The organism is Flavobacterium sp. ov086 (assembly GCF_900187965.1).
Classification (GTDB): Bacteria; Bacteroidota; Bacteroidia; order Flavobacteriales; family Flavobacteriaceae; genus Flavobacterium.
Genome location: NZ_FZNL01000024.1, coordinates 26621 through 46682 on the forward strand (window position 1 = coordinate 26621; position 20062 = coordinate 46682).

A 20062-nucleotide genomic window follows, 5' to 3' on the forward strand; every position below is an offset into this window, starting at 1 on the left:
TAGTAGAGATAAAAAAATTACTAAATAATCATGGTAACTTAAACTTACTAAACACTAATTCAAACCAAACTTTCTCTTTATATCAATTTCTTAAGACTTGCATAAACTGATAACTCAACATCTGCATGATCTTTTGTATTACATTGTTCGATTAGATTTTTTAAATCATCTGCTTTTAAAGTTGATTTATTATCCAATACAAGTAATAATTCTTGTGATGCATCATTCAATTTCTTCGACAAAGGCAAAATTGGCTGTACTAAAGGTGCATTTGCACTTAACTCAATTAATCCTTTATTTACTGCGATCCATTTGTTAAAAAATGCTGCAACTTTTTCCTTATTTTCCGGCGTTTTACTAGCCAAATACTGATTTACGGCATCATCAAAAGCTAAAGACTCTTTAGCGTCTGGTCCACAGGCATCTGCAAAAAGTGTAAACGGTGAGTACATTTGGTATTCTGTTCCGCCTTTATTACGTGTGTATCCTTTTAATGGCTCACAAACATTTGCAAATTCATTAAGCGATTTTATGTTTTGATTGTTTGAGATATTTCTCAAGATCACCGCTTTGTTACGAATGTGTGTTAATCCTAGTTCTTCCAATCTAAATGATACTACATCAAGACGTTTGCGCATACTTGCTAAATCTGTAATATCCTCGGCTGACCAAAGTCTCTCTGCAATTGCTGCTGTTCTTGGCCACAATCTTGAATCTATTGTTGTTGAAGTTGCAAGCTCTGTCCACATTGTAGCTTCTCCACCTAAAATTCTTGCTTTTTCTTCGGCAGTTAAATTGGCTCCTTTTGGCATTGGGTCATTTAAATAATGACTTGCAACAGGGTACATTAAATCGATATAATATCCGTTTGACAAAACTGTTTTATATCCTTTTTTTACTGCATCTACTAAAGATTGTCCGGCAACCATTCCTTCATTTGGACCTCTCCAAGAATGAATAATAGCGTCTTTTGACATGTTCTTAGTCATAATTTCTTCCCAACCCATTAACTGTTTTCCATGTTTTTTAAGCATCGGAACTAATTGCATGGTAAAATAAGTCTGTAACTCATGATTGTTAGCTAACTTATTTTTCTTCATGAATTCTTGAATTTTCGGGTTTGAGTCCCAATCTTTTCCTTCATTTTCATCTCCTCCGATATGAAAATAAGCTCCTGGAAATAATGGACAAACCTCATCAAAAATTTCACTTAATAATTGATATGTTTTAGGATTTGAAGGATCTAATGTTGGCGAAAAAATACCAGCATTTCTTTCAATTCCATAGGTAGCAATTGCTGTACCTTGAATATTTTTTTCAGAAGTTCCTCCTGTCAATGTAATCACCTTACTTCCAATTTCCGGGTAAGCCGTTAAAATTGCAGATCCATGACCAGGAACATCTATTTCCGGAACTACCAAAATACCGCGCTCATCAGCATATTTTACGATATTTTTAATTTCCTCTTGTGTATAATACATCCCATCTGAAGCTACATCTATAAGCTTCTTATGTTTTTTCATTTCGATTCTCCAACCTTGATCATCAACCAAATGCCAGTGAAAAACATTCATTTTCATTGCTGCCAATCCGTCAATGTTTCTTTTGACAACATCAATTGGCTGAAAATGCCTTGCAACATCAATCATCAAACCTCTCCATGTAAATCTTGGAAAATCAGATATTTGTGAGATCGGGAAATAAAATGAAGTATTATTATTCTGCAACATTTGCAATAACGTTTCAAGACCATGTAAAGCTCCTAAATCGCTTGTTGCATTTATTGTAATTTGATTTTGTTTGATGTCTAAATGATAACTTTCATCTTCGTATAAACCAATTTTTCCGCTTTTAGTACAGTTAATCTGAAGCTCAGCTGTTGGCACTTCATTTAATTTTGTAATAAAACCTTGTTGAAAAAACATACCAGTTCTACCGTCTAAGCGACGCAAAAAGCGAGTTACTCCACTAAAAATACGTGGGTTAGGGTTTCCGGTAATGTTCACTTTAAAATTTTTGTTTAAAGCAAAATTCCCATCGTTTAAAACAACACTTTGAGGCCAAGGCATAAGATTTAGCTGCTCTTTTTGAATTTGAGCACTAGAGGTTACACCTGCTAATAGTAGAACTAATAAATATTTCATTTTTACTGTTTTTGAAAAGATGTTATCCTGAGACAACATTAATAATAGATAATAGAAACAAAACTCAGAATGATCTCTCTATTGAACCTCACTAATCGCTATGAAATCAATCTGAATTTTGAATTTGATTCGCTCCAATCCGAATCTTAAAAAACAACTCTAGTAATCAAAACGCTTAAATGCTTCAATTGCTTCGTATTCAGCCAATCCTAATTCATCATATAAAATAGCTGTATTTTTATTACGGTCTTCGGCTCTAACCCAGAATTCTCTTGAGTCATTTCCTTGAAACATTACTCGGTCTTTTTGAGATTGGTGATATAAAATTGCATGACGTTTCAACAATACTTCTGATGGAGAAAGGGGAACTGCCATATCAATTTCATGAATATCCCATTCGTGCCATGCGCCTCTGTACAACCATAACCAACAGTCGTCCATGTATTTTTCTGGTTTTAACTCTTTCATGGCGGCAAAGATCGCGTTTAGACAAACTTCGTGTGTTCCGTGTGGATCTGCCAAATCTCCTGCAGCAAATACCTGATGTGGTTTTATTTGTGCAATAATATCTTTTACGATGGCAATATCTTCAGGTCCTAACGGATTTTTCTTCACTTGTCCTGTTTCGTAAAACGGAAGATCTAAAAAGTGTGTGTTTTCATCTTTTAAACCAATATATCTTGTCGCTGCATAAGATTCTCTTCGACGGATAAGTCCTTTTAATTTTCGAACTTCCAATGAATCGATTTGATTTTCTGATTTGCTATTCAAAAACTCAATTACAGATTTGAAGTTGATTCCGCTTCCGGCTTCACCAATAAAATCTTTGGCAACCTCAGCAAATTTCAATGCCTCGTCGTCTGTAACAGCAATATTTCCGGAGGTTTGATATACAACATGTACATCGTGACCTTGTTTTATCAATTTTGAAAAAGTTCCTCCCATAGAAATCACATCGTCATCCGGATGTGGACTAAAAAGAATCACTCGTTTTTTTGCTGGATTGGCTCTTTCCGGACGGTGTGAATCGTCAGTATTTGGTTTTCCACCTGGCCATCCTGTGATGGTATGCTGTAATACGTTGAACATATTAATGTTCAAATCATAAGCAGAACCTTCTTGCGCCAAAAGATCAGACATTCCGTTATTGTTGTAATCACGGTCTGTTAATTTTAATATAGATTGTTTTGTTTTTTGGCACAACCAAACAATCGCTTTGCTTTTTAATTCCTGATTCCAAATGCATTCTCCAACTAACCAAGGCGTTTTGAAACGTGTTAACTCAGATGCTGCAGACTGGTCTAATACGAAAGTTGCATTAGGATGATTTTGTAAAAATGTCGCAGGAACTTCTGAACTGATATCTCCCTGAATAGTTCTCTTGATGATATCGGCTTTGTTTTGTCCCCAAGCCATTAATACGATTCTTTTAGATCTCATGATCGTAGAAACTCCCATGGTAATCGCTCTTTTAGGAACGTTATCTATACCATTAAAATCTGATGAAGCATCTACTCTTGTAATGTGATCCAGTGTAATAATTCTGGTTCCAGAGTTGATATGTGATCCCGGTTCATTGAAACCTACGTGACCAGTACGACCAATACCTAATAATTGAAAATCAAGTCCTCCTGCATTTTTAATATTCATTTCATAATCGATGCAATATTGATTTAATTCATCAATATGTACCGTTCCATCAGGAATATTAACATTATCTGGGTTGATATCAATATGATTAAAAAGATGCTGATGCATGAAATAGTGATAGCTCTGGTTGTTCTCTTTAGTCATTGGATAATATTCATCCAAATTGAAAGTAATTACATTGCTAAAACTTAATCCTTCTTCTCTGTGCATTCTCACTAATTCCTCATATACTTTTATAGGAGAAGAACCTGTTGCCAAACCTAATACGCAAGATTTACCTTTTTCTTGTTTAGATCTAATTAATTGCGCAATTTCCTGCGCTACAATTACTGAAGCTTCTACAGAACTTTTGAAGATTTCGTTATGGATTTTTTCAAATCGAGTTTCTTCAAATTTCCCCGCGCTTTTATAGCTGATATCAGGTTTTATTTCTAAAGCACTTTTCATTTCTTTTTCTTTTTTTGCTATTTACAATTTTGGTTTTTGAAATGGTACAAGCAATTTGCATTGCTTATACCATTTACTAACCAAACTTAAATTCTTTTAATCTCTATGTTTTAGAAGTTAGGAGCTGTAGTATCCCACCAAAGTCTGGTTCCACCATTGTCAGGTCCGCCTAACTTAGCAAGTCCTGTTTCGTAACCACCTTTGTTACCTGTTTTTTCAGCTTGAACAAAGTTGATTCTTCTAACACCTAAAGTAGATGAAATTGTACCTCCACTATAATTTTTGATTACCGGGAAAAGTTTAGGATATCCTGTTCTTCTGTATTCAGACCATGCTTCTTGTCCTTCCGGGAAACCTGCAATCCATTTTTGAGTAATGATTTTTTGCAATTTCACTTCATTAGTTGCAGCAGCATCCCAAGCAACAGTTACATTGTTTACAGCTGGTGAATTGTTTTCAGGGAAATTAGGATCTACATAATCAATTGCTTTTTTAACATTGTCAGCATAATATGCAGAGGCTCCTGAAACTCCTCTTTGATCAAATGAAGCCTGAATACCTAATTTATATAGTGCTTCAGCGTCACCGCCCATGTTCCATCCTCTTAATGCACCTTCAGCTCTTAAGAAATAAGCTTCGGCAGTAGTCATTAAAACAACTTCTTTTGATCTGATTACTGAACCAACTCCAGAAAAATCCTGGTGATCTGCTTTTGCAGCAATAGCGATACCTGTACGGATACCTTTATATTGTCCAGGAAATTGAGTTGATGTATCAAAGTAAACTGGCATTCTAGGATCATCATATCCTTTTAAGATTGATTCCATATCTGCAGACATACGGATGTCTAACCATCCACCACTAATAGTTGCGATAGGGTTTGTGTAAACAGCAGATACAACTTTGAACAAATCAGCATTTGTAGTGAAAACTCCAAATTTATGAGCTACAGCTTTTTCAGCTTGTAATTTAGCAACAGCAGGGCTAATTTTTACCACACGCATTGCTAATCTTAAACGTAATGTGTTAGCAAATTTTACCCAAGCTTTATAATCTCCTTTATAACCTGATTCATCTGTTGAAGCAAAAACACTTACATCTCCTGCGTCAACTCTTTTTGTTAATTCAGTAACAGCAATATCAAGTTCATTGAACATTTGAGTATAAACTTCTTCTTGTGAATCGTAAGCAATTGTAGTATCTAATGTACCAAATTTAGAATAAATGATTGGTCCAAAGATATCCGTAAGTCTATGCATTCCTTCTACTTTCAGAATCAATGATAAAGCATAAAACTGATCGTATTTACCTTTACTTTTGTTTGCAATATCATTAGCATTATACATGATAGTTTTGTAGGCAGTTTCCCAACAAACACCATTCCAGTTGTCAACTAATGAATAAGTTGTATTATTAATTCCTCCGGCAAACGGAGTTGGACTTGCCATATAACCTGACCAGACATCACCATTTAATCCTTGTTGCAATTGATACAAATCTGGTGGATTTAGGATTTGGATATTATTAAACATCGGAGAAAACCCTCCTTTAATATGATTAAAATCCTGTTCAAAATCTACTGGAGTAATACCATTTTTATTGGTATTTATGTCATCAAAATTATCTGTACAACCAACTACTGTCAGCAAAGAAACACAGATAGCTGTTTTTATTATTTTATTTAGTTCCATTTTTTTAATTTTAGAAAGTTACATTTAAATTAAGACCGATACTTCTAGTAGAAGGCAAACCATAAATATCAACACCTTGTAAACCTTGACCTGTACTTAAAGCAACGTTTGGATCAAAAGGAGCATCTTTGTAAATAAAGAATAAGTTTCTGGCAATTAGTGAAATACTTGCAGTTTGAATGAATGGTAGAGTTTTTGCATTGAAAGTATATCCAACTGAAACCTCTCTAACACTTACATTTGTTGCATTGTAAATATATTCTCCACTAATACCTGCTCTACCTCCAACTTGTTTATAGTAAGATTCTGCATCCATTTTAGTAACAGCAACACCATCGCTTGCTCTTACAGCGTTGATAGTAACACCACCAGCATTTCTAGCATCACCTGATGCTTTTGAAACTCCAAAACTATCATTTTGTGCTTCTGTTAAACTCATTACATCACCTCCAAAACGACCATCAACTAATATAGTTGCAAAGAATGATCCGAATTTGAATGAGTTAGAAAGGCTTAACATAAAGTCAGGATTAGAATTACCAACTTCTTGGAAATCTGTTTTTTGGAATGTTCCGTCATCATTTAATAAAGATCTTCCTTGTGCATCTTTTTTAATGTTGATACCTTCAATAACTCCAAATGGTCTTCCTTCAATCAATGAGTACCTGTAACTGTTTACTCCAGGATTTGTTAAGTTAATTCTACCTCCTAATTCTTCAGGAATTTCTTTTACTTTGTTTTTGTTTTGAGAATAGTTTACCATTGCATCCCAAGAGAATTTATCTCCTTTGATGATTGATGCATTTACCATAAGCTCAATACCTTTATTTTCTATACTACCTGCATTAATTCCGTAGAAATCAACACCTTGAACATTTCCAACTGGAGCAACAACTTGCAAATATTGGTTTTTAGTTTCTGAATGATAGTAAGAAAAATCAAATCCTAATCTACTGTTAAAGAATCTCCACTCTGTTCCAATCTCATATTCAGATTTTAATTCAGGCTTCAAACTTGTACCTGTTTTTGGAGCAACTAATGGATTGTATTTTGTTCCGCTTCCTTGTGGGTAATAGTTTGTAGGAGTTGTAATAAAAGGAGCAACGTCATTACCTGCCTGAGCATAAGCTACACGAACTTTACCATAGTTAATAAATTCCGGTAACGTAGTCATTTCGCTGATCAAACCAGTCAAACCAACAGATGGGTAAAAATATCCACCTTCTTCAGTGTTTACTAATGTAGATGACCAGTCTTTTCTTCCTGTAAGATCTAAGAACAACATGTCTTTATAACCAAAAGTAGTTGCAGCAAAGATTGATTGAATTTCTTTGTTAGAATCAATTGTTTGGTAGTTTTCTGCATTGTTATTGAAGTTATGCAATGTAAACCAGTTTGCATATTTCAATCCCCCACCAACACCTGAATCTAAAATTGTTTTTTGATTAATCATTGTGTTTCTAACACTTGTACCTACGTTAGCATTGAAAGAAAAATCAGATCCAATTTTTGTATTAATTGTAGCGATTAAATCTGCGTAACGTTGTGTGCTTAAAGCATCTTCATGATAGTATCTACCATTTATGTGAGATAAAGCTCCTTGAGTTGTTGCGTAGATATATTTGTCATATCCACTTGAGATTCTATTATAGTTATATCTCGCAGCAATACTTAACCAACCAGTTGCTTTATAGTTTAAAGATAAAGCTCCGTTGAAAAAGTCATTTGTATCTTCAGATTTATTTCTGTTAATTCCCCAGTATGGGTTTTGCATAATATCTCTGTTTGTCATCCAGTTTTGAGCCATTAAGTTTCTTGTTGGATCAAATAATTCATAATTATCTTTGTAATAATTAAAGTCATTTCCACGTGGCATTAAATAAACTCCTGTAAGTGGGTTGAAATAAAGACCGTTAACTGGTTTGTTATCTACTGACTGAGAAGTATAGTTTGCATTAGCTGCAAAAGTCAATTTATCTTCAAAGAATTTAGCTGTCTGACGAATTCCAAAGTTATTTTTCTTTAAAGTGTTTCCTGGAATAATTCCTGAAGCAGAAGTATTAGCGTAAGAAAAAGTTGTAGAAGAATAATCATTAGCTGTAGAATATCCTAAAGAAGTAATTTGAGTAACCCCTGTTTCAAAGAAATCCTTAACATAGTCATTTGTTTTTTGTTTTGCTCCCCAAGTTTCATCAGCACCTTTTACAGCAACGTAATCTGATTGAAATTTAGGCATGTAAGCAGCACTTTCGAAAGTAGTTACAGAAGAAGCAGTAATGTTAGCTTTTCCGTTTTTAGCTTTTTTAGAAGAAAGTAAAATTACTCCATTTGCTCCCTGGCTACCGTATAATACAGAAGCAGCCGCACCTTTTAATACTGTCATTCCTTCGTAATCATCAGGATTAATCAAAGACACAACGTCTCCACCATCACGGTTACCCCCAGATAAACTACCAAATGTATCATTTGGCTGACCTGAACCAGCATTCAATATAGGAATACCATCGATAACATATAAAGGTTGGCTATTAACAACTGAAGAGTTTCCACGGATAACTACTTTAGTAGATCCACCAGTACCTCCTGAGCTTTTTGTTACAGCAACACCGGCAACTTTACCAGCGATTGTATTGATAAGGTTGGCATCTTTTACACGAGTCAACTCTTCTCCTTTAAGTTCCTGAGCTGCATAAGTCAAAGATTTTCTTGTTTTCTTAATACCTAATGACGTTACAACAACTTCACTTAAAGCATTTGATGACGCTTGTAGCATTTTAACATTAATTGTAGAAGCATCACCTACAATTATTGATTGTGTTTCAAGACCAACATAGCTAAAAACTAATGTTTGTCCTTTTTGTACTTCAATTGCGTACAAACCATCAAAATCGGTCGTAGAACCTTTTTGACCTCCTTGTACAGCAACAGATGCCCCTGGCAATGGCATCCCGTCAGAATCCGTAATCACACCCTTGACATTTTTTACTTGTGCAAGCGAAACTTGCGCCGTAAAAACAATCATAAAGATTAAGAAAATTTTTTTCATGTTTATTTATTTTGTTAGTTATGAGGTAAAATTATTCTTAAGGTATTGTTAAAAAAAATAAATTATACAAACAGCAATAAATTTTAAACAAACGACATAAAACAATCAATAATCCGTTTTCCGAAAACGTTTTCATGATGACATATTCTAACGTTTTTTACTTATATGTGCTTTTTAATTAAAAAAATAAGAGATTTAGTTAACAAATGTTTAATCTATAATAAAGAGGTAATTATCTGATTTTTAGATTTAAAATCATTTAATTTTAAATAACAAACATTTAATTTTAACAAAACATTACAAACTAGATCTTAAAACAATAAAAGCTTATTAGGCATGACTTTATATTTGAGATTTAGTTTTTAGTTTACATCCAACCAAACTTTACTGATCCAATCGTCCTTTCCTCCCATTCTTGCAACAGCTTCTAAATGATTTTTCTCGTTTTTCTGCATCTCATCATTAGGACAAACAAAACAATCAACAATATGTTTTACGAAAACGTTATACCATAGAAATAACTTATTAATTGCCTTTTAGTACAAAATAATATTCAAAAGAATTGTGTTTTACCAACTAATTGTTTAAAGTTGCACATTATTTACAATGAGAAACCAACCAAAGCAATAATTACTACTATAAATTGGGCGAAATTCAAAAATTGAAATTTGACATTAAACTTCAAAATCATATTTGGTTCTGGGGTACTTACTTCACTCTTAACTTCTTAAGATGGGGAGCTTATTTTAATGATTACCCCTATTCCTTCAAATCAAACTTAATTGAGTTCTCGCTACATATTCCTTTAGTTTATTTCAATCTTTTTGTGTTAGTACCCAGATATGTATTAAAACAGAAATATATTACATATACTTTTTCATTGCTGGCAAGTCTATTTGGGGTTTATTTATTAAAAACAGCACTTACCTATTATATAATATCAGAGAATATCTGGCCGGAAGCTAATCGTGAGTATCATCCTTTTGAGATCAATCATATTGTAGCAGTATGCATTGGCGAATTGTATGTTCTTGCAATGGCATCTTCTGTTTATCTTACTTTGACCTGGTTACGAGAGCGAGAAAGAAACAGATCATTAAGAGAAAATCAGTTTAAAATCAAGTTAAAGTATCTTGAAAACCAGATTCAGCCACATTTTTTCTTCAATACCTTAAATAACCTTTATGCATTATCACTAGAATCTTCAAATAAGGTTCCTGATGTAATTATAAAACTATCAAATTTGATGGAATATGTGTTATATGATGTAAAAGGGACAAAATTTGTTCCTTTAATTAAAGAAATTGATTATATTCAAAATTACATCGAAATAGAGAAGTTACGTTTTGAAAATGTAGAAGTTACGATAAACCTGGAATCTAATATTGATGATATTGTTGTTCCTCCACTAATTTTCATTTCTTTGGTCGAAAATGCCTTTAAACATGGGAGTTTAAACAATCATAACTTAAAAATAAAGATAAACTGTAAAATTATTGACAATAAAATCTTAGATTTTGAAATCTTAAATAATTTTGTAATTTCACAAAATCTTAATCAAAAAGGAGGAATTGGATTAGTCAATACCAAAAAACGATTAAAATTAATTTATAAGAATAATTTCAGTCTTAAACACGACACTAAATTCAATTACTATATAATCCGTTTGCAAATACCTATTAATGATGAAGATTAAATGCGTGTTGATCGATGATGAGCCATTAGCTATCAAAGTCCTGCAGAATTACTTTACCAATTTTACAGATTTTGAGGTAATTGGTACATTTAATAATTCTCTGGAAGCGCTCGATTTTATAAACAGCACTTCTGTAGATGCTGTTTTTCTGGACATTAATATGCCAATGATGACTGGATTTGAATTGATTAGCTTAATCGAAAACAAAACTAAAGTCATTATCACAACTGCGTTTAGAGAATTTGCTGCTGAAAGTTATGATCTTGATGTTTTGGATTATTTAGTAAAACCTATTCCGCTGCCAAGATTTATAAAATGCATTAATAAAATCACCACCGAATACAATTTAAAAAACAATATTAAAGTAGAAACCACCAAAGGAGATTCTCATATTTTTATCAAAGTCGATAAAAAAATGATGAAAATTAATATTGAAGAAATTTTATTTGTCGAAGGAATGAAGGAATACATAAAAGTTGTAACTCCTGATAAAACCTATATTACACACAAATCTTTAACTTCATTATCTGAAGAATTGCCCGCAGACCGCTTCTTACGAATCCATAAATCGTATGTAATTGCCTTAAATAAAGTAAAATCTATAGAGGGAAACCGCATCCAGATTCAATCTTACACCATCCCTATTGGTAGAAATTATAGTAAAGAAGTAAAAAACAAAATTCTGGAATAACTTCCTCTGATAAATTCATTTTCTAAGTTGGTAAAAACTAACACTTTGTTGAAAAAATGACGTCGTTCGTTTAAATTTAACATTATTTGTGTCATTTTATTTTTTTTTGATATACTTAACAAATATATTTACGGTCTTCAAAAAACAATATAATAAAAAATTAACCTCTTAAATTATGAGTTCAGAAAATGTTCAAACCAAATGGGGACAGTTTATCTCTTTGATAATTGTTTTCTTCTTTTGGGGTTTTGTTGGTTCAGCCAATGATATCCTTATTCCAGTATTCAAAAAAGTATTTACCTTATCTCAAGTACAATCACAATTAGTAGCTTGGGCGTTTTATGTTTCTTATTTTGTAGGTTCTATAATTTTCTTTATAATATCTTTAAAAGTAGACATTTTACAAAGATTCGGATATAAGAAAACACTTTCTGCCGGATTACTTTTATCCGCTTTTGGATCATTTTTATTCATTCCAGCAGCAACAATGGAAAGTTTTCCATTCTTCTTAACCGCTTTATTTACAATAGCTTTAGGTTTTTCAATTCAACAAATCGTAGCAAATCCTTTAGCTATTAAAATGGGAAGCCCACAAACCGGAGCTCACCGTTTAACACTTGCAGGAGGAATAAACTCTTTTGGAACAACAATTGGAGCTATTCTTTTAGGAATCGCTTTGTTTGGAATGGGAGACGATAAAAAAACATCTCTTTCATTAGAAGATATCAAACTACCTTTTATAATTTTAGGTCTTGCATTTATTGCTGTAGCAGTTTTTATGTACTTTTCTAAAATCGAAGATCCTGCAAAAGAAGAGGAAGAAGTAGTTAAAGTTGCACACGAAAAATTCAATATTCTTGATTACCCACAATTGTATTTAGGAATGTTAGGAATCTTTATTTATGTTGGAACTGAGGTAACTATCATCAGTAATCTACCAGCTTTATTACACACTTCTGAATTCGGAAATGTACTGGAAGATGCAATTGCGCCTTTTATCGCCCTTTACTGGGGAAGCTTAATGATTGGTCGCTGGAATGGTGGAGTTAACGTTTTCAACACTTCAAACTTAGTAAATACAGCACTTAAATTTATTGTTCCTGCAGTTGCATTTGGAGTAATTATTGGCGCTAATATATTTGCTAAACACGATGTTTCTTCTTTCTACATTTACCCAATCTGGATTTTATTGTTTATCGCAATAAGTTTTGTTGGTGGTAAAAATGCCGGAAAAACTTTAATGCTTTTCGGAATCTCAGGTTTAGTAATGATGTTTGCAGGATTAGTTTATCCAGATCCGTCTATTGCTAAATTCTTCTTTATCTCTGGAGGTTTATTCTTGTCTATTATGTGGCCGTCAATCTTCGATTTAGCGATTGCTGGTTTAGGAAAAAATACCGGAAAAGCATCTTCATTCCTGATTATGATGATTCTTGGAGGAGGAGTTATTCCTTTAGTTCAGGGAAGTATCTGTGATATCGACCTTACTAGCCCAGAAGGAATCTTTGGTATTACATGGACACATTTCTCTTATATCGTACCACTTCTTGGTTTTGCATATTTAGGATTCTATGGCTTTTATTGCCCTAAAATCTTAAAAAGACAAGGAATCGATCATAACATTCAAAGCGAAGGCGGAGGTCACTAAGCCATTATAAAAAATTCCAAATTTTAAAATCCAAATTCCAATTATCTATAATTGGAATTTGGATTTTTTTTATTGCTTTTAAAAATCTATTTTGCCGTTATAATAGCATTCAAATTCTTCTTGAAAGCAGCCTTATTTTGCGCTGATAATATATAAACAACATCTTTATCAGCATGAATAATAACTTTATCAATATTAGCTTCTAAAAGCGCTTTTGGATCTTTAATTTTCAAGGTACAAGCGCCATCAAAAAAGCCATCATCTTCTATTATTTTTTTAGCTTCCAGAATTGTTCCATCACTTAAAACTGCCGAAATTGTCATCGAATTATTCAAAGTTTTTGAATAAAATCCATCCATTACCAATAGCAAACGATATGAATTTTTCATTTCTGGCCCTTTAAATTCATGGCGTGTAATATTGTACCGCAAACCTTTGGCAAGAGTCTGAAATTGAACCGAACAATCCAACTCAAATGTTGCTACATCGCCAGCTTCATTTATTGATGTTAGTACTTTGGCTTGCGCATTTACCGAAATATTAATTAGCAAAAATGCCAAAATCAGGATAACTTTTTTCATATGTACTTCTTTTTTAGACATATAAAAGTAAAAAAAATCGCCATGTTTCTGACGAAAATGGCGATTTAAATTATATTTAAAAGGTAGAATTATTTATTTCCTTTTTCAAAATCAGCTACAAACTGAGCAAGTCCAATATCTGTTAATGGGTGTTTTAACAATCCGTAAATTGCAGAAAGAGGTCCCGTCATGACATCAGCACCAATTTTAGCACAGTTTACAATATGCATTGTGTGACGCACAGAAGCAGCTAAAATTTGAGTTTCGTAACCGTAGTTATCAAAAATCAATCTAATCTCTTCAATCAATGCTAAACCATCAGTTGAAACATCATCTAAACGACCAATAAAAGGCGAAACATAAGTAGCTCCAGCTTTTGCAGCCAATAAAGCCTGACCAGCAGAAAACACAAGGGTTACATTCGTTTTAATTCCTTTATCCGAAAAATATTTTGCAGCCATAACACCTTCCTTAGTCATTGGCAATTTCACCACGATTTGGTCATGTAATTCAGCCAACTCCTCACCTTCTTTAATCATTCCATCATAATCAAGCGCATTTACTTCAGCACTTACATCACCTTCAACAAGATTACAGATGTCAACATAATGCTTCAAAATATTGTTTTTCCCGGTAATACCTTCTTTCGCCATTAATGACGGATTAGTTGTTACACCATCCAAAACACCTAAAGCCTGCGCTTCTTTAATTTGAGCTAAATTAGCTGTATCAATAAAAAATTTCATAATCTATTTATATTTAATTGTGTTGATTTATTTTGGGCGTGTTCGCTGCGGCGAATCAGGCTTTCGGCTATATCTTTTGTTCCGCTTCTCTTCACAAAAGGATACCACCTCTATCCCTCACGCAAACTCAGCTGCAAAATTACAACTTATAATTATTTTGAAGTATCCTTTTTATTTAATTGTTTTAATTCATCTCTAATTTCTTCCAAAACTCTTAAAGTATCTTCTTTATAAACTTCTGAATTATTGATTTTATCACTTAGTGAACTTACTATTCTGCGAATTATAAACCAAATAACAATAAAAACTAAAAGGGCAAAAATAGTAGGTAGAAAATCTGTAATCTTATCCATAATATTATAATTTATAATGATTCATTAGCATTTTCTCATACATCTTATCTGGAAGAGCACGTTTTAGAACAATTGAGAATTTCTGCATAAAAGCCCCCACTTTATAATGAACATTAGGCTTTTTTTCCTGCATTATTTTATAAACAAACTCGGCCATTTCATTTGGATTACTTCCCGCATCAACATGATCATTCATCGTTGCAAGTGTATCTCCATAAACTTTTTCATAAGCAGAACCTTTTATGACAGGCGCATGGTAACGACCAGAAGCAATATTTGTTGCAAAATCGCCCGGTGCTACATTTGTGATTTCAATTCCAAAAGATTTGACCTCCATACGCAAAGCCTCCGTAATTAACTCCAAAGCTCCTTTTGATGCCGAATAAACACTGCGATAAGGCAAACCCATATAACCTGCAATCGAAGTAATATTAATAATTAAACCTGAATTTTGTTCTCGCATTTGTGGCAAAGCAGCTTTCATAACTTCAATTGGACCAAAAAAATTAGTCTCAAAATTATTCTTGATTTCCTCCATCGGAATTTCTTCTAATGGACCAGTAATACCAACACCGGCATTATTAATTACAACATCTAATCTTCCTGAAGTTGCAATAATCTTAGCTACAGCAGACTTTATAGATTCGACATTTCTAACATCTAAAGCTACAAGTGGAAAAATAGAATTCAGTACTTTTTCAGGATTTCTACTCGTTCCATAAACAACGAAACCTTTTTTATGTAAAAATTCTCCAATTGATTTTCCAATCCCTGAGGATCCTCCGGTAATTAAAACGACTTTGCTCATTATTAAGTTAGATGTTAAATGTTATAAGTTATGAGTTGATGTGCAGGATAAAACTAGATCAACACTAAATGTTGTGGAAAAATATTAAAAATATACTCACCAATTATTTTTTTACCGCAAAATTCGCAAAGTTTTTTTGCATTGTATTACGGTAAGTAAAAGGCAAAGTTCACAAAGCTGGTTCAACACAAAGCTTTGCGAACTTTGTACTTTATATTAAGCTTGCATATAAAAAAACTTTGCGAACTTTGCGGTAAATTTTTTTTCTCTTTCCACGGTTTTTTTGTATTGATCCATAAAACTTCTAACCTCTTACAATTAACTTCTAACTCACGAAAGGTCCAAAAATAAAAAAATCCTCCATAAGGAAGACTACTTTTGTATTAATTCTAAAAAAAATCCCGACAGTTCGGGACAATAAAATAAAAAATGGCAAGCGACCTACATCGCACCGCTCAACCACGTACCCTTGCTATGTTCCCATCCTGGGGGAGTCTGCAGGAGCTGGTCGTGTAGGACTTGCCGGTGCAAATATACAATCTTTTTATATTTTTGCAAGACCTTTGTTGCTATAAAAATATCGTCGTATATTGGCTTATTCAAATTTTAAACTATGAAAAAATATAACTTCCTAACTGTCATTTTATTAGGAATCACATTAATTGGATGTGGAGATACAAAAAAAGGTGAAAATTCTTTATTTAACATTGATGATTCTGCTTTTCCGGCTCATTTTTTACCTCAAGAATCAATTTCTATCGGAATTTTGAACCCAAATTCGAAAGAAATTGACAGTGTAACTTACTTTATAAACGACAAAAAAGTGGGTAGCACAAAAGGTTCTGAAAAATTCAAATTTGACTTAAAAGATCAACGATTAGGATATCAATACTTAAAAGCAACCGTATATTTTGGCTCAGATTCTTCTGATGCTACTAAACGTGTTGAACTAGTTTCGAACATTGAACCAAAATTATTAAAATATAAAGTTATCAATACATATCCTCACGATAAAAAATCTTTTACTGAAGGATTAGAATTCCATAATGATACCCTTTACGAAAGTACCGGACAAGAGGGCGCCTCGTACTTGAGAAAATATGATTATAAAACAGGGAAGATTTTCAAACAAATTGATCTTGATAAAAAATACTTTGGAGAAGGAATCACTTTCATCAATGGAAAATTATTTCAATTGACCTGGCAAAACAAAACCGGTTTTATCTATGACGCAAAAACCTTGAAACTTGAAAAGACGTTTGCTTATGACAAAGAGATTGAAGGTTGGGGAATGACAAATGATGGGAAATATATTTATCAAACGGATAAAACAGAAAAAATCTGGAAAATGGATCCGGCAACTCAAAAAATGATAGATTATATCAACGTTTACTCAGGAAGTTCAAAAATTAAAGCAATTAATGAGTTAGAATGGATTAACGGAAAAATCTACACTAATGTTTGGTTTAAAGATGCAATTGCAGTTGTAAACCCAACGTCGGGAGCTGTTGAAGGAATCTTGAATATGTCTGATTTACGTAAGTCCATGCCTGATGTTACTACGGAAGATGTTTTAAATGGAATTGCTTACAATCCTAAAACTAAAACTATTTTTGTAACTGGTAAAAATTGGAGCAAAATGTTCGAAATTACTGTTTCGGAATAAAAGAATACATTCCAATTTAGAAACACGAATTTCACAAATTTCACGAATTATTCCGTGATAATTTGTGAAATTTGTCTTTTAAAATACCTTTATACAATAAAACCAAAACAATGACAACTCTTATAACAAATATAAAAGAACTACTTCAGATTCGTGAAACTTCAATTTCTAAAGTTTCGGGAACTGAAATGGCGGAACTTCCAACCATCAAAAATGCTTTTTTGGTTCTAAAAGATGATCTTATTGCAGATTTCGGTTCCATGGATAATCTTCCTGAAATTAAAGCTGACAAAATTATCGATGCAACGGGGCAAATTATATTACCATCGTGGTGCGACAGTCACACGCATATTGTTTATGCCGGTAATCGCGAGCAGGAATTTGTGGATCGAATCAATGGTTTTTCATATGAAGAAATTGCCAATCGCGGTGGCGGAATCTTAAATTCGGCTAAAAAACTCAACGAAACTTCAGAAGAAGAAATCTATGAGCAGTCAAAACTTCGTTTAGAAGAGGTCATGCATTTAGGAACCGGAGCTGTTGAAATAAAATCAGGTTACGGATTAACAATCGAAGGCGAGATAAAAATGCTTCGCGTGATTAAAAAACTGGCAGAAAATTATCCAATTACTATAAAGTCAACTTTTTTGGGCGCACACGCTTTTCCTGTGCATTACAAAGAAAACAAAGCCGGTTATATTGATGAAATCATAACCAAAATGCTCCCCGAAATTGCTCAAAACAAACTAGCTGATTTCGTTGATGTATTTTGCGAAAAAGGCTATTTTTCTGTTGAAGAAACCGAAAAAATAATGGAAGCGGGAATACAACTCGGCTTAAAGCCAAAAATTCACGTAAATCAGTTTAATTCTATAGGAGGAATACAAGCCGGAATTAAATTTAACGCCCTTTCTGTCGATCATCTTGAAATTATGAACCCGGAAGATATCGAAGCATTAAAAGATACCGAAACAATGCCTGTTGCACTCCCTTCATGTTCTTATTTTTTAAGTATCCCATACGCACCTGCGCGAGATATGATAAAAGCAGGATTACCATTAGCTTTAGCTACTGATTTTAACCCTGGTTCTACTCCATCCGGAAATATGAATTTTGTTGTATCAACAGCTTGTATCAAAATGAAAATGACACCGGAAGAAGCTATAAATGCAGCGACTATTAATGGCGCTTATGCAATGGGAATCTCAGAAACTCACGGAAGTATTACAAAAGGAAAGAAAGCCAATCTGATCCTTACAAAACCAATTTCATCTTATTATCAAATTCCTTATGCATTTGGGAGTAATTTAATTGAAAGTGTTTTTGTAAATGGCAAAATCATCTAATAGTTAGAATCCTATTCGCTAATTCATTCAATAGTTAAAACAAACATAAAAATCTTACAATAAATAGTTATCTCTAAAAAAGATCCTATATTTACAATTCAGATTTTTAGATATGGAAATTTTAGTCCTAATAAGTATAAGTAAATTTGGTACGAAGCAAAATGTTTCATGTACCAACAGAAGCTTGTATACTAACGAGAACATTTCAAAATTGTCTTCTTTGTTAAAATTAAAAATCTTCCCGAATTATTAAGCATCGCGAGTGTGCTTACTAAAATCCTATAAAACTTTTCTGCACGATACCTTTCAATCCATATTGAATATTGTGACTCGCCATAAAGTTTTTATTTATTACAAAATAAATTACAGGATCTGGATTATAAAATATTTTAATAATTAAAACAAAAAAGAAATCATGGCTAAGAAAGCTTCAACAACAGATTTAAAAGCGAAAAAGCAGGAGAAAATTCAAAAAAAGCTAGAAGAACAACAAACTAGAAAAAGAAAATAGATACTAAATTAATGTGATTTTTAATTTAATGAAAAAAGGTCTGTGAAAAACTTCACAGACCTTTAATATTTTAGTGGTATTGCAATCTAAGCGACGTATTATCTTAAGTTGAAACTAGTTTTAGAAACTAATTCATCATTATCAAAAACATTGATAAAATAAGTCCCTTTAGCAAAATCTTTACCTGGTAAATCTTCACTCACATTAACTGTTTTATTTTCGTACTTAACAGTAGTTTTAAAACTATATGTCAATGAATTATCACCAAAACTCTCTGTTTTCTTTTCGCCTAAAACATTGTTTTTAGCATCGATAACTTGTACATAATACGTTTTATCTCCAGATTTAGCAATTTGATTTTCAGCAATTGTAAAACTAATTTTCAAAACATCAGCACGGCTTGCTTTATCCGTTTCGATTTGTTTCCCTGAGCTTCTCAATTTGTAAGCAGCAGTTTTTGTATTTAAAACTGATAATTTAGCTCCTTTTTCAACTGTTTTAGCCAATTCTTCGTTTTGCCCAACTAATACTTCATTGTATTTTTTAGATTCTCCTAAAACTGTAATTGTACTATCTCTTTGAACTGTTAAAACACCATTTTGTTTTTTCAATTCGTCGTTTTCAGCTACAAGAGTTTTCATTTTACCTTGCATAGCCTGAACTTGTGATCTGAATTTAGACACATCACCTTTTGATTTATTCAAATCATCCATCAAAGCTACTACTTTATCTCTTTCCTGAATTAACTCGTCAGACATAGAAGTGTTTTCGGCAATTGCAGCATCATAAGTTGCTTTCAATTCTTGCAAATCTTTCATAACAGATTGTTTTTCTGTCATAGTTGTTGTAAGTTCAGTTTTAACTACCTCTGTATCAGAAGATAATTTAAAAATATACACTAAGCTACCAATTAGTAGGACTGCTAAAACCGCGATTATCGCCTTTAGACTTGAGTTGTTGTTCTTTGGGTTTTCCATATTTAAATAATTTTCTTTAAAACAAATTTAAGAATTAATATAAAGGTAATAACGTAAGTTG

14 protein-coding genes and 1 other RNA gene are annotated in these 20062 nt (G+C 32.8%); 5 read left to right on the forward strand and 10 right to left on the reverse strand.

The genetic code is table 11. The features are described from left to right. Nucleotides 1-77: 77 nt before the first annotated feature. The 4 genes from CHB81_RS21610 to CHB81_RS21625 form a co-directional block, all read right to left on the reverse strand. Nucleotides 78-2144 carry a beta-N-acetylhexosaminidase gene (locus CHB81_RS21610; protein ID WP_089353969.1) on the reverse strand — a complete coding sequence of 689 codons (2067 nt, stop codon included), beginning with the start codon at nucleotides 2142-2144 and terminating at the stop codon, nucleotides 78-80. A 159-nt stretch (nucleotides 2145-2303) separates the two neighbouring features. Next, nucleotides 2304-4241, reverse strand: a complete 1938-nt coding sequence (nagB, locus tag CHB81_RS21615) for a glucosamine-6-phosphate deaminase (RefSeq protein ID WP_089353916.1) — start codon at nucleotides 4239-4241, stop codon at nucleotides 2304-2306. Nucleotides 4242-4351: 110 nt separating this feature from the next. Beyond that, nucleotides 4352-5932: a RagB/SusD family nutrient uptake outer membrane protein gene (locus CHB81_RS21620; protein ID WP_089353917.1), complete on the reverse strand. Its 1581-nt coding sequence runs from the start codon at nucleotides 5930-5932 to the stop codon at nucleotides 4352-4354. Between the two features lie 10 nt (nucleotides 5933-5942). Next, complete coding sequence (locus CHB81_RS21625; RefSeq protein ID WP_089353918.1) at nucleotides 5943-8978, reverse strand: SusC/RagA family TonB-linked outer membrane protein; 3036 nt, start codon at nucleotides 8976-8978, stop codon at nucleotides 5943-5945. Nucleotides 8979-9621: 643 nt separating this feature from the next. Between CHB81_RS21625 and CHB81_RS21630 the strand changes: the two genes are divergently transcribed. From CHB81_RS21630 to CHB81_RS21640, 3 genes are all read left to right on the forward strand, one after another. Further along, complete coding sequence (locus CHB81_RS21630) at nucleotides 9622-10674, forward strand: sensor histidine kinase (protein WP_089353919.1); 1053 nt, start codon at nucleotides 9622-9624, stop codon at nucleotides 10672-10674. Beyond that, the gene (locus CHB81_RS21635) at nucleotides 10664-11365 is read left to right on the forward strand and encodes a LytTR family DNA-binding domain-containing protein (RefSeq protein ID WP_089353920.1); all 702 of its coding nucleotides are present in this window, start codon (nucleotides 10664-10666) and stop codon (nucleotides 11363-11365) included. Before CHB81_RS21630 ends, CHB81_RS21635 begins: the two co-directional genes overlap by 11 nt. 175 nt (nucleotides 11366-11540) lie before the next feature. After that, on the forward strand, nucleotides 11541-13013 hold the full coding sequence (locus CHB81_RS21640) for an MFS transporter (protein WP_089353921.1): 1473 nt from the start codon (nucleotides 11541-11543) through the stop codon (nucleotides 13011-13013). Between the two features lie 86 nt (nucleotides 13014-13099). On the opposite strand, the gene CHB81_RS21645 is transcribed toward CHB81_RS21640, so the two are convergent. The 5 genes from CHB81_RS21645 to ffs all read right to left on the reverse strand — a co-directional run bounded on the left by CHB81_RS21645 (nucleotide 13100) and on the right by ffs (nucleotide 16026). Further along, the gene (locus tag CHB81_RS21645; RefSeq protein WP_089353970.1) at nucleotides 13100-13594 is read right to left on the reverse strand and encodes a hypothetical protein; all 495 of its coding nucleotides are present in this window, start codon (nucleotides 13592-13594) and stop codon (nucleotides 13100-13102) included. Nucleotides 13595-13683: 89 nt separating this feature from the next. Further along, a complete protein-coding gene (gene fsa / locus CHB81_RS21650; protein WP_089353922.1) occupies nucleotides 13684-14340 on the reverse strand; it encodes a fructose-6-phosphate aldolase in 657 nt (218 codons plus the stop codon). A 152-nt stretch (nucleotides 14341-14492) separates the two neighbouring features. Further along, nucleotides 14493-14693: a hypothetical protein gene (locus CHB81_RS21655; protein WP_089353923.1), complete on the reverse strand. Its 201-nt coding sequence runs from the start codon at nucleotides 14691-14693 to the stop codon at nucleotides 14493-14495. A gap of 4 nt (nucleotides 14694-14697) precedes the next feature. Then, nucleotides 14698-15501: an SDR family oxidoreductase gene (locus CHB81_RS21660; protein ID WP_089353924.1), complete on the reverse strand. Its 804-nt coding sequence runs from the start codon at nucleotides 15499-15501 to the stop codon at nucleotides 14698-14700. A 427-nt stretch (nucleotides 15502-15928) separates the two neighbouring features. Further along, nucleotides 15929-16026: signal recognition particle sRNA small type (gene ffs, locus CHB81_RS21665), an RNA gene on the reverse strand. A gap of 88 nt (nucleotides 16027-16114) precedes the next feature. Between ffs and CHB81_RS21670 the strand changes: the two genes are divergently transcribed. Beyond that, on the forward strand, nucleotides 16115-17167 hold the full coding sequence (locus CHB81_RS21670) for a glutaminyl-peptide cyclotransferase (RefSeq protein ID WP_089353925.1): 1053 nt from the start codon (nucleotides 16115-16117) through the stop codon (nucleotides 17165-17167). Nucleotides 17168-17277: 110 nt separating this feature from the next. Continuing rightward, a complete protein-coding gene (gene hutI, locus CHB81_RS21675; RefSeq protein ID WP_089353926.1) occupies nucleotides 17278-18513 on the forward strand; it encodes an imidazolonepropionase in 1236 nt (411 codons plus the stop codon). Between the two features lie 609 nt (nucleotides 18514-19122). On the opposite strand, the gene CHB81_RS21680 is transcribed toward hutI, so the two are convergent. Next, nucleotides 19123-20001 (reverse strand): hypothetical protein, encoded by an 879-nt coding sequence (locus tag CHB81_RS21680; protein WP_089353927.1) that lies wholly within the window; start codon nucleotides 19999-20001, stop codon nucleotides 19123-19125. Nucleotides 20002-20062: the final 61 nt, after the last annotated feature.